Here is a 12,375-nt window from a genome sequence, read left to right as displayed (position 1 = left end):
TAGTTTAAAATCACTTTTTTTGATCGTTATGTATATTTATTAATCAAATATTAAGACAATCTAAAAAACAAATTATCCTTGGGGATCGCCAAAACATAGTAACAATCACAGCTACAATCACTTATTTACGATTAAATCGATAAAGCAAAATAGAAGTAATTGACATAGATTAAATCTATTTTTTAATAAAACATTACTAATGAACATCAATAAGATTACAACTTCTGCTTGTCGATTTTGTCGCTACTACAAACCAGTAGGGCGCAGAGGCGGTAGTTGCCAAATGTTAGGTGTACCAGTTCAAAGCAGTTGGAAAGCCTGTGCTTTAGCCACCCCACCATTTGAGACAGACTTTTTGCAGTTGGAAGAGCTTCTAGATTTAGAAACTTCTTTGTTAGAAATAGACTCTTTGACTTCCTCAAAGCAAGCTACCGTAGCTACAAAATTATGATACAGCAAAAGTCAAGAGTCAAAAAGCAAAAATCGCGCACTAAGATGCTTAATCTATAAAGCTTTCAGGCGAGAGACAAAGCTCAGTCGAGCCGTAGTTTGAAGTGTCTTACTTTTTGTCTACTGCTATATTAGGCTTTAGGCTCTAACCAAAAAATGATGTATTTTTTTTAAACTTAAAATAATACTACTCAATAGTGGCTGCGAGTTATGGCAGCCAAGGATATTGACGAAAGTTTGGAGGACGTTTTTCCAAAAATGCTTGCTTGCCTTCTGCTCCTTCTTCAGTCATGTAATAAAGTAAAGTAGCATTACCAGCCAATTCTTGTAATCCTGCTTGTCCGTCACAGTCAGCATTAAAAGCAGCTTTAAGACAACGAATAGCTATAGGACTTTTAGTTAAAATTTCTTGTGCCCACTGTATTCCTTCTGCTTCCAACTGCTCTACAGGAACGACGCAGTTAACTAAACCCATTTCTAAAGCTTCATTAGCATTATATTGACGGCAGAGAAACCAAATTTCTCTGGCTTTTTTTTGTCCTACATGACGGGCGAGATAGCTAGCTCCGAACCCACCATCAAAACTACCTACTTTAGGACCAGTCTGTCCGAAAATTGCATTGTCTGCCGCAATAGTTAGATCGCAAATTACGTGGAGTACGTGACCACCACCTATTGCATAGCCTGCAACTAAGGCAATGGTTACTTTTGGCAACGAGCGAATTAGCCTTTGCAAATCTAGTACGTTCAACCGAGGCACACCTTTGTCGTCTACATAACCTGCTTTGCCCCTAACGCTTTGATCGCCGCCAGAACAAAAAGCATATTTACCGTCTGTGTGAGGTCCCGCTCCCGTAAGCAAAACTACCCCAATTTGGCTGTCTTCACGAACATCACAAAAGGCATCGTACATTTCAAATACGGTTTGCGGACGAAAAGCATTGCGTTTGTGGGGGCGATTGATGGTAATTTTGGCAACGCCGTTCCACTTATGATATAAAATATCTTGATAATTTTTAACCTTTTGCCATTCAGTGTTCATAAATTGCCGTATTGAATTAGTTAAATTTACCTGTTAATGGCATTAAAGATATCAAAAAATGCGAGAGATAGAGATAGAGGTATTTGTCAGTAAAAAAATTATTCCTCTGTCACATACCCCTACTTTCTCTAACTAAAGCAACCCCACACTTTTATAGAGACAAAAATTCCCCATAACATAAGTGCCTGAGATTAGTTTAAACAGAAGCTCTAGCAGCAGCAGCCTCTTCGGGATGAATTCCCAATCTAGTTAAATTGAGGCGATTTTTTTGATCGAAACCGCGTATTTTAACCACAATTTCATCGCCAACTGCTACTTCATCTTCAACCTTGCCTACTCTTCCTTCAGCTAGCTGAGAAATGTGAATCATTCCTTCTTTGCCAGGTAGAATTTCTACAAATGCTCCAATGTCGATAATTCTGGTAACTTTACCGACATAAACATCCCCTTCGGTTAGCTTGCGCGTAATGTTGAAGATAGTTTTTCTAGCTTTTTCGGCTTTTTCAGCTTCGACTGCCGCAATAACTACCGTACCGTCATCTTCAATGTCAATTTTAGCTCCTGTCTGCTCGGTAATGGCTTTGATAGTTTTACCAGAAGGTCCAATTACCATACCAATTAAATCGGGATCGATCTTCATGGTTAACAAACGAGGTGCATAAGGAGATAGTTCCTTACGGGGTTCGGCGATCTCTTCAACCATTTTTTCGAGAATGTGCATTCTCGCTGGCTGCGCCTGTTGAATCGCTTTAGCAACGGTTGCTAATGATAAACCCGTAATTTTCATATCCATTTGCAGGGCGGTAATTCCCGTATCCGTTCCCGCAACTTTAAAATCCATGTCGCCCAAAAAGTCTTCAATGCCCTGGATGTCGGTTAAAATTCTGACTTCTTCGCCTTCTTTAATCAAACCCATTGCCGCACCGCTAACAGGTTTGCTAATTGGTACTCCCGCATCCATTAAAGCCAGGGTAGAGCCACATACCGAACCCATTGAGGTAGAGCCATTAGAAGATAAAACTTCCGAAACCACACGTAAGACGTAAGGAAACTCTTCTTGACTTGGCAAAACGGGAATTAGAGCGCGTTCGGCTAAAGCACCGTGACCGATTTCTCTGCGTCCTGGCGATCGCATCGGTTTGGTTTCTCCTACCGAATAGGGAGGAAAATTATAGTGGTGGAGATAGCGTTTTTCGTCTTGAGGATTGAGTTCTTCACCTACATCTTGAGCATCTCCCGAAGTCCCTAAAGTAGTTACCGATAGCACTTGGGTCAATCCTCTTTTAAACAGTCCGCTACCGTGAACCCTTTGAGGCAACAGTCCTACTCTACAGCTTATCGGTCTAACTTCGTCTAGCTTGCGCCCGTCCACTCTAATTCCTTCTTCAACGATTTGAGCGCGCATTAGCTTTTTGGTCAGAGCTTTAAAAGACTTACCGATCGCTTTAGGATCTTCAGTAGTAGCGATAACAAGTTCATCGTCTTCTGGCAGTTCGGCGATCGCTGATTCAATTTTGGTTTGTTTAATGGCATCTAGAGCTTCATCGCGACCGTTTTTATCTAGGTCGTATTGAGAGAGAATCTGTTTGATATCTTCTGTAGCGCGATCGCTAATAAATTTATCGAGATTGACTGGTTCTTCGGGAGGTTCGGCAGTAACAATTTCAATGCCCAACTCTTTTATCAAATCTCTTTGAGCCTGAATCAATTCTTGTACGGCTTCGTAGCCAAAATCAATCGCCTCGATAATATCTTGTTCTGGTAGCTGGTTGGCTCCTGCTTCCACCATTACCACGCCATCGGGACTACCAGCTACTACTAGATCTAAATCTCCCTGTCCCACTTCTTTATAAGTAGGATTGATAATAAAATCATCTCCTACCAAACCGACTCTGACTGCTGCCATCGGACCGTAAAAGGGAATTTTGGCGAGTAATACCGCTACTGATGCTCCAGTTACTGCCAGCACGTCGGGAGGTACGTCTTCATCCATTGACAGGGTAGTAGCAACTATTTGAATATCGTCTCGCAACCAGCTAGGTAATAGAGGGCGCAAAGGTCGATCGATCAATCTACTGGTGAGTGTAGCTTTTTCTGGAGGTCGCCCTTCTCGGCGCAAAAAACCGCCAGGAATACGCCCTGCGGCATATTGTCTTTCTTCGTAATCAACAATTAGTGGTAAAAAATCGATTCCTTCTCTTCCCTTAGCTCTAGTTGCAGTTACTAAAACCGCCGTATCTCCCGACTGGATTAGTACGGAACCGCCTGCTTGTGGCGCGAGCAGACCTACCTTGAGCCTAATATCCCTGGCATCAAAGGATATTGACTTATCGAATTCTTGCATTAAGTTTACTTTTCCTTATTCTCTCACTTTCTTTTTCTGTGGCGATCCTAACACTATCTGAATTTGAAGATCTAAATTGAGAGTGAGTAATCGAATGAGAGTGTATTCGACAATTAACAGTAAGCAATAAACAATGTGCAATTATCAATGTTCATTGTTGAAAGAGCGTGCGCTCCTTAATAAATATTGTTTAAGTTAGATTAAATTCTTTGAGGGCAGGTAAAAAATTCTGATTTTCATGACTGGGACGACTGAGTTTAATTAAAGCAAAACGCTGTAGGGGTGTAAGTTTTTGCCACTGGTGGAGATGTAGATCTATTTTCAATTCGCGAGCTTTAGCAGTAACCGCATCGGGAATAACTGTATCATTTAGCCAGGGAGAATGGGGAGATACAGCTAGTTCTCCTGCGGGTTTTCCCGTTTTTTTGGTTATTAAACTCTGTAACCATTGGCGATAAGCTGCTGCTTCTGCTTCTGTCTCACAGGGCATTTCTACCAGTGTCAGCCGCTCTGTGGTATCGAGTAAATTCCAATGGTGCAGCTTTAACTTTACCCCACAGGTATCTAGCTTCATTCTGACAATCATTGGGATACAGCGTAGCGATTCGGTGAAATCAGCTTCAAATTGAAAATAGGGTAGGTTAGAGAGCGAGAACTGAGACACGGCTAATTCCTAATTTTTTTTATTTTAAACAGAAACAGATTCTTTAACTTCAAGCAAAGCCCGAATAGGTTGAGGCTGTTCGGCAAATGCTTCAGTTTCGTTTTTTACAGGAGCTATATTCACCGCACAGGCTTTTAACTCTGGTTGCAGAGAAATCGGACAGGCCTCGGGATGAGTCATACTATTAGCTTCAGCTGCATCTGCCCATAAAGCTCCCCAGTGCATAGGTACAAATACCGTTCCAGGTGCGATCGCCTTGGTTATTTTAGCTACAAACCGACCACAACCTCGGCGCGATCGCACTTCGACCGTTGCTTCGGCTTCAATTCCAGATTTCTCGGCATCGTTAGGATGAATCTCAATAAAAGGCTGAGGCTGCATTTTATTAATTTTCTCAATCCGTCCCGTACGGGTCATAGTGTGCCAGTGTTCGTAAAGTCGACCGATAGTCAAGACCAAAGGATAAGCTGCGTCTAAAGGTTCTGCCAAACCTTTGGAATGAAAAGCCGCAAATTTTGCTCGTTTGTCGGCAGTATTAAATTCACCCTTGGTATAGAGTCGTTTGGGTTCGCCAGAGCTATTGGAGTCCTTTTTATCGGAGAATAAAGAAGAAAACAATCCATTGTCTCGATCGCCTTTCTTACTTGTATCTATAATTTCGTTATCGGGATAAGGCCACTGTAGGGGAGTTTTCGCCAATTTTTGATAACTCAAACCACTCATGTCGCAAGGGCGGTTTTTAGTTAATTTAACAAATTCGCGATAAACCTCGGCAGAATTGGCAAAGTCAAATTCTTTTTCATAGCCCAAACGACGACCCACTTCAGCAAAAATTTCCCAATCTGCTTTGGCTACTCCTGGTCTTTGGCGAAACTGAGGACACAGAGTAACGACCCGTTCGGAATTGGTCATGGTTCCCGTTTTTTCTCCCCACTGTGCCGCGGGTAACAGTACGTGAGCATAAGCTGCTGTTTCTGTAGGGAAGTAAGCGTCTTGATAGATGGTAAACGGTGATTTTAATAGAGCCTTTTTGGTTCTAACTAGATCGGGCATACTAACGGCAGGATTGGTCGCTGCTACCCACAACAATCCTACTTCTCCCGTTTCTAGTCCTGTAATCATACTCCAGGCATCTTTTCCAGGATGGGAGGAAATACTCCCTTCTGGTAGTTTCCAGAGGCGTTCTACTTGGGCGCGATGTTGGGAATTTTTAACTAGTCGATAACCAGGAAGAATATGAGCTAGTCCTCCTGCTTCTCTACCTCCCATAGCGTTGGGTTGTCCCGTAAGCGAAAAAGGTCCCGCACCAGGTTTGCCAATATTACCCGTCATCAAGTGCAGGTTGATAATCGTGCGAACTTTTGCCGTTCCTTCGCTAGACTGATTTACGCCCATCGACCACATAGAAAGTACCCTTTCCGACTCTGCCCAATAACGAGCGGCTTCTTCCAGGCGATCGATGCGAATGCCGCAACGTCTTGCGACCAACTCTGGGGGATAGTGCTGAATTATTTGAGCGTACTCGCTAAACCCTTGAGTACATTCATCGATAAATAGAGTGTCTAGATTGCTCCAGCGCATCAACAGATAAGCTATGCCGTTGAGTAAATCTATATCCGTACCTGGTTTAATTGGCAAATGTAAATCGGCAGCTTCAGCGGTTTTGGTACGCCGAGGATCGACCACAATCATTTTTACTTTACGATTTTTTTTGTGATGTATTCGCAAGCGATTGAAAACTATAGGGTGACATTCGGCAGTATTAGTACCGATTAGAAAAGCACAGTCGGTTTCTTCGAGGTCATCATAACAACAGGGTGGACCATCAGAACCAAAGCTTTGAATATATCCCGCTACTGCTGATGACATACAAAGACGAGAATTGGCATCAAAGTTGTTAGTTCCCAGACAGCCTTTGAGCAGTTTTTGAGCGAGGTAATAATCTTCGGTCTGGAACTGCCCCGAACCATACATACATATTGCCTCGACACCTTGAGTAGCTTTGACCTCTCGAATGCGAGTCACAATTTTATTGAAAGCTTCATCCCAACTAACCTGCCGAAATGGATCGTCTAAAGAATCTCTGAGCATCGGATACTTAAGACGATCTTTATCGAGAGATTCGGCAACCGTACCGCCTTTAACGCAAATTTTACCCTTACTAGATGGGTGAGAGCGATCGCCCCTAACCTGCCACAGTGGATTTCCCTGACTATCTCGATTGACTGCTTTTCCTGGCTGCGCTGGAGGAAGCACCTCTAAGCCACAGCCAACTCCACAATAGGGACATAAGGTTTTAGTCGGTTCGGTCACGTCGCTGTTCTCCCAATTCAAGATTTTTTTTGGCAAACTGCTATTTAAATATTCGCTCTAATTTAAAAGAAAAGTATCTATATTGAGTAAGCTTTTGTGAATAAATTCTTGCTTTTCAATATTTATAGCTAATTGTGTTATTTACTATTGTTGTCAATTAAACTTTTAATCTATAAAATAGATTAAATTTTATTATCATTTTGATTAAAAATTCAAAGGTCAAAAGCCAAAAAATTAAAAAATTGCTTGACTTTTGACCATAAATTTCAGGTTAGTTTTATTTGAATCCTAATTAGTCAGTCAACCATGACTTTTTAGATTTCTAAGATAACCTCTTAGATATTCATTTCTGTTTCAACTCTTGACTGCGAAATTTCCTCTTCATCTTTATGATGTTCGGCAAATGAACCTTGAGGTTCTTTGAGAACTACAAAACATAAAGCAGCAACGATAAGGGCAGCTACACCCATAATTTGAAAAAAGGAGCGATTGGAAGCTGCAACAATTGCTGCCGAGGGATCTTCACCCCCACCCAACCAAGTGGGAAGCAAACTAAATATGGTCAGGTATATTACTGCTCCGACGTTGCCATAAGCTCCGACGTTACCAGCTATCTGACCCGTAACGCGACGCTTGACCAGGGGAACGATCGCAAAAGTAGAACCTTCACCAGCCTGAACGAAGAAAGAACAAGCCATAGTTAGAAGCACTGCTGCGGGTAAAAACCAGCTACTGGTAACCGTACCTAATAGTAAATAGCCAATACCCATACAGCCTGTAAGCACTCCCATTGTTAGTTTGCGACTGCCCAGCTTATCAGAAATCAAACCACCACCAGGACGAGCTACCAGGTTCATAAAAGCATAGCTAGAAGCAATCATCCCTGCTTGAGCGGGAGACAGCGAAAAAGTACCTTCAAAAAAATCGGGAAGCATTGAAACTACTGCTAGTTCCGAACCAAAATTAACAATGTAGGTAAGCTGGAGTATTGCCACCTGAGAGAAGTTGTAGCGGTCTTCGGGAGGATAGCGTTTGGTACCGTTTAATAGTTCTTTGTTTACATTCCAGCAATTGTAAGCTTGAAAGGCATATAGACCGAGCAGACATACCCAGATAATAAACATCGTACCGATGCCATAAAGTCCTACCTGAGACAAACGCCAAGCTAGCAGCATTAAAACTCCAGTAAGGGGAATATTCATCAGCATCAAAAACCCAAAGTCTTTTTTGCTAGTTACTTCTAGCCCTCTAGTGTTTTTCGGACGTTTGTAAACTTTACCAGGAGGTGTATCTTCAGCATTAAAGAAATAGAAAATGCCGTAAAGAGCGGCTATGATACCTGTTAGCGCGATCGCAGCCCGCCAGTTAATTACTGCTTCGTTAGTTGCAGGGTTGACGGCACCGAAAGAAAGCCAGGCACCGACCATAGCTAGAGTAAATGCCGAAAATGCCGAACCAAAGTTACCCCAACCGCCATAAATACCTTCCGCCAGACCGATTTCTTTAGGTGGAAACCACTCAGCTACCATACGAATACCAATCACAAATCCAGCACCGACAATACCCATCAGTAGCCGAGCGATAATCAGATGGCTGAAATCTTGAGCGGCAGCAAACAGCAAACAGGGAATTGCTGCATACATCAACAAAGCGGAAAAGGTAATTCTCGGTCCATATCTGTCTAAAACCATCCCAATAATAATTCGAGCAGGGACGGTTAGAGCGACGTTACAAATAGCCAGGGTTCTGATTTGACTTACTTCTAAGCCTAGATCGGCGGCAATTGTCGTTGCCAGAGGAGCCAGGTTAAACCAGACGACAAAAGATAAAAAGAATGCAAACCAGGTCATATGTAGAATCTTATATCTACCCCTGAGTTGCCACATTTCTCCAAGCATATTCTACCTTCCTTTAATATTTAAATAGATGCGATGAGCGAAATTTTCATTTTTAAAAACTCAAGTTAGAGAAAAATTATTGACTTGAGTTGTTTTCGATGTAAGAGATAACATTTGTTTGCTTCTTTTTAAAATTAAAGAGCTTTTTATCATTAATAAAAACTTCCGATTACGTTTTAATAAATCGATATATCTCTAATGTTATAGATTCACATTGTTGGCTTTTTTTTTTCGTATATTTAACTACTAAATTTTAAGTTTTATGTATTGTTTGCATGACAAAAACACGTTTATTGCATTTACTTTTTTGGCGACTGCCACAACAAAAAATGGACTGAAGAATTTTATCTTCAGTCCATTTTTGACATCGAACTATAAGCGATCGGGTACTATGCAGTCACAAAATACTAACTCGATCGTGTTTGAACCGTTTTTGGCTTGGCTCCGAACTGCTCGATTAAAATTTTTTTTAAAACTGGCTTTAATTCGTCACAGGCAATACCTTTTTCTACCAGATCGCCTAATTTGGCGTTTTTACCAACTTTACCACCCATGTAAAGATCTACTCCTTCAACAGTTTTGCCATCTTTACGTACTTTTGTACCCATAAAGCCAATATCGGCTACTTGTGGTTGTCCGCAGGAATTAGGACATCCCGTCCAATGAATTCTAACTTTGTCAGGAACTTCAAGTTCGCGGTCTAATTCTCGTGCCATAGCTAATGCCCGTTGTTTGGTTTCTACCAAAGCAAAATTACAAAAACGAGATCCCGTACAAGAAACTAAAGATCTTTCTAAAGACTGGGGTTCGAGGGTAAATTTTTTAAGTAAAGGTTCGGCTAAAAAGGCATCGAGATTTTCATCGGGAATATGGGGAATTAATAAATTCTGCTCGACAGTCAGGCGAATTTCTCCAGTGCCGTAGACTTCTGCCAGACGAGCCAAATCGAACAAATCTGAAGCTTGCAGTCTGCCAGCAGGTACGTGCATCCCAACGTAGTTTAATCCAGGCTGTTTTTGCTTGAATACTCCTATATGATCTCTTTTTTCCCAATCGATTAAATCTTCTTCCGTTGCAGTTGCCAGTGGCTTACCAAATTCAGCCTCTACTAGAGAGCGAAATTCTGACAAGCCAATTTCTTCAATCAGCCACATCATCCGAGATTTTTGGCGATTGGCACGACTGCCGCGATCGCGATAGACAGTTAAAATGGCGCGAGACAACTCTACCACATCATCGTTTACCCCCACCCAGGCATTAAGGGGAATCGCCGCTTCACAACGTTTGGCAGAGAAAAAACCGCCAACCAATACATTAAAACCTAGTTCTCCTTCGCGATATGCAGGAACGAAAGCAATATCATTAATTTCGGCATGTACGGAATTATCTCTACCGCCTTCAATAGCAATATTAAATTTACGAGGTAGGTTAGTAAAGTCATAATTACCTTTACCGCTATTAGTAATCATGTCCTGAGTTCTTTGTACCAGTTCGCGAGTATCAATTAGTTCGTCAGCATCGATTCCTGCCATTGGCGAACCAGTAAGATTGCGGACATTGTCCATTCCCGATTGAACGCTGGTTAGTCCCAACGCTTTAAAACGTTGAAAAATATCTGGAATATCTTCTAACCTCACACCCCGTAACTGAATATTTTGTCTGGTAGTAATATCTGCGCTGCCGTCTTCCCCATAACGCTGCACGATTTCACCATAAGCTTTCATCTGTTCGCTGGTAACTATACCGTTGGGAGTCCGCATCCGCAGCATAAATTTACCTGGAGTTACGGGACGATAAAAAATTCCCAACCATTTCAGCCGATGTTCGAGATCGGTTTTATCGATTGCTTCCCAACCTAGTTTGGCAAACTTTTCTATTTCGTCTTTAACCGCTAATCCATCTTTTTCAGCTTTAAATTTCTCAAATTTGTTTAGTTTAGCTGATTTGGTAGTTCCTACCATCAGATTTCTCCTTTATGTATATTAAGTTTGGCTGTTATCGTAAGGGCGCGTCCCCCAAATTTGATTCGGGGCGAGGTTCCAGGATCTTGAGCCAACAAGGGGTGGAACATGGTCGGGTTTCCCGACTGTTTCCCCCTCCTCAAGACACGAACCCTTGGCTTGTGTCGTCCGTCAAATGCATTAGTTAAGGTCTATTCGCTCTGTTTGGCAGCCAACAGCCCGCGAACGTTGTGGCAATTTATTTAAAAAATTGTCTAATGTCTGGAGAGCGATATTTATTCAACTGGACATGAGTAATCTCTCTACAGATTAAAGATATTGGTTATGTATATTAAATTAAGGATAGACCCAAACTTTTTGTATATATTGTCACCAAACTCCAAAAACAGTAAGGTATTTTGCCAAATAATATGTATTCATAGCATCAGACAGATGCAAAAAACGCATTTTAGAGTTAATTTCAAACTTTCAACTAAAAACAGCACTATGCACAAAATCTAGAAATACCCCATGCCTAGTGCCTAATGCTTGACTGATTCAAAATGTACCGCAGTACGTAAATTATTTAGGACAAGTTAATTGACTTGCCCATAAGTAATAAGTAATGAATTTCTTAATCTAAGTTCGTAACGCTATACTGTAATTTATCTAAAATATTTTAAGTGTATTGATAAAAATAAAGCTGTTTATATGTATTAAAAATATAAAGTCTATAAGGTTAGAAAAATTTATCAGGCGACTAATACATATATATTATGTATATAATATGGAAAACTCTAGCCGCCGATGGAATCGTTACTATTCACCTAATACGGAAACTCCTAGTTGCGACTCTTGCCATATTTGATATATACAGCTTTCTACACGGTTGCCTAAGTCACAAACAAAAATTCCTTCATCACTGACTTCGTGGTTAGCTAACCAAATACCTTTCAAAGAAACTTCTATAAATTCTTCATCGCAAATTGTAATCTCGTAAACGTTTTGGCTTTCAGCTTGTAAAGCTTTAAGAAGACTGATGTGAAATAAATTGCGAGGTAGCATAATACTGGCAATCGCATTTTTGTGGACATAAATGCTAACTGTTGCTCGCAAATAAACTAAATACCTGGTATTTAACCAATCAGACAAAGATTCGTTCAAATAGTTTAGGTAGTAACCGTTTTCTGTATAAGTAGTTTTTAACATTAAGCTCCTTTAATCTAAAAATGAATTGCTTTTTTGGCTGTTTTTTCAAAAAATTATTTAGGTCTTAATTAAATGTTTCCTATTTTTACAGTATTGGCATTGATATTCATCACCGCTTAGGATTGCGATCGACTAAACAGACAATATGAAAGCTTATTTAGCAATCAAGACAGAATTTTTAAGCTAGTTTGCTTTTTCTGTCATTTTTAATGTCGTTAGCGCGAAATTCAACTTTTATACCACTAACAAACATATTTTTAATTTGATGCTTATAGAACATTCTCAGCCTGCGCCAAACTGAATCTATGAATATTCTCACTTCTATTTACGGTTTTTTTTGTGTTTTAATTGTGAAGAACGCGCCTTTTTTATGATTTAATTATGAAGAACACAAGCGCATTAACTTTGTAATAGCGATCGCACAGCTTAAATCGACCGCTGTTGTTAACCTTGCTATTTGCTAGAATATTAAATGTATATTTTTTGTAAAGAAGTATTACAATTTCCCCTTTAAT

General features: G+C 40.7%; 8 protein-coding genes. 1 reads left to right on the top strand and 7 read right to left on the bottom strand.

Going from position 1 to position 12,375, the window contains the following annotated elements; translation table 11 throughout:
• Positions 1-199: 199 nt before the first annotated feature.
• On the top strand, positions 200-451 hold the full coding sequence (locus KV40_RS10365; RefSeq protein WP_036480562.1) for a hypothetical protein: 252 nt from the start codon (positions 200-202) through the stop codon (positions 449-451).
• A gap of 207 nt (positions 452-658) precedes the next feature.
• On the opposite strand, the gene menB is transcribed toward KV40_RS10365, so the two are convergent.
• From menB to KV40_RS10330, 7 genes are all read right to left on the bottom strand, one after another.
• Positions 659-1,492, bottom strand: coding sequence for a 1,4-dihydroxy-2-naphthoyl-CoA synthase (menB, locus tag KV40_RS10360; RefSeq protein WP_036480560.1), 834 nt, complete (start codon positions 1,490-1,492; stop codon positions 659-661).
• Between the two features lie 196 nt (positions 1,493-1,688).
• The gene (locus KV40_RS10355; protein ID WP_036480558.1) at positions 1,689-3,836 is read right to left on the bottom strand and encodes a polyribonucleotide nucleotidyltransferase; all 2,148 of its coding nucleotides are present in this window, start codon (positions 3,834-3,836) and stop codon (positions 1,689-1,691) included.
• 190 nt (positions 3,837-4,026) lie between these two features.
• Positions 4,027-4,500, bottom strand: a complete 474-nt coding sequence (locus tag KV40_RS10350) for a nitrate reductase associated protein (protein WP_036480554.1) — start codon at positions 4,498-4,500, stop codon at positions 4,027-4,029.
• A gap of 24 nt (positions 4,501-4,524) precedes the next feature.
• Entirely contained in the window at positions 4,525-6,813 is a 2,289-nt protein-coding gene (locus KV40_RS10345; RefSeq protein WP_036480552.1) for a molybdopterin oxidoreductase family protein, read from the bottom strand.
• A 335-nt stretch (positions 6,814-7,148) separates the two neighbouring features.
• Complete coding sequence (locus KV40_RS10340; RefSeq protein WP_036480550.1) at positions 7,149-8,711, bottom strand: MFS transporter; 1,563 nt, start codon at positions 8,709-8,711, stop codon at positions 7,149-7,151.
• 407 nt (positions 8,712-9,118) lie between these two features.
• On the bottom strand, positions 9,119-10,672 hold the full coding sequence (locus tag KV40_RS10335; protein WP_036480548.1) for a ferredoxin--nitrite reductase: 1,554 nt from the start codon (positions 10,670-10,672) through the stop codon (positions 9,119-9,121).
• A 798-nt stretch (positions 10,673-11,470) separates the two neighbouring features.
• Positions 11,471-11,860, bottom strand: coding sequence for an alr0857 family protein (locus tag KV40_RS10330; protein ID WP_036480546.1), 390 nt, complete (start codon positions 11,858-11,860; stop codon positions 11,471-11,473).
• Positions 11,861-12,375 lie beyond the last annotated feature (515 nt).

Origin of the sequence: Myxosarcina sp. GI1, from assembly GCF_000756305.1 — a bacterium.
Taxonomy (GTDB): domain Bacteria; phylum Cyanobacteriota; class Cyanobacteriia; order Cyanobacteriales; family Xenococcaceae; genus Myxosarcina.
The sequence above is the reverse complement of the archived record's forward strand: the minus strand, read 5'-3'. Positions and strand labels throughout refer to the sequence as shown.

Excerpts from the sequence above, each read along its gene's own strand:
- KV40_RS10365 (WP_036480562.1), top strand. The coding sequence starts at position 200 with ATGAACATCAATAAGATTACAACTTCTGCTTGTCGATTTTGTCGCTAC.
- menB (WP_036480560.1), bottom strand. The coding sequence starts at position 1,492 with ATGAACACTGAATGGCAAAAGGTTAAAAATTATCAAGATATTTTATAT.
- KV40_RS10355 (WP_036480558.1), bottom strand. The coding sequence starts at position 3,836 with ATGCAAGAATTCGATAAGTCAATATCCTTTGATGCCAGGGATATTAGG.
- KV40_RS10340 (WP_036480550.1), bottom strand. The coding sequence starts at position 8,711 with ATGCTTGGAGAAATGTGGCAACTCAGGGGTAGATATAAGATTCTACAT.
- KV40_RS10335 (WP_036480548.1), bottom strand. The coding sequence starts at position 10,672 with ATGGTAGGAACTACCAAATCAGCTAAACTAAACAAATTTGAGAAATTT.
- KV40_RS10330 (WP_036480546.1), bottom strand. The coding sequence starts at position 11,860 with ATGTTAAAAACTACTTATACAGAAAACGGTTACTACCTAAACTATTTG.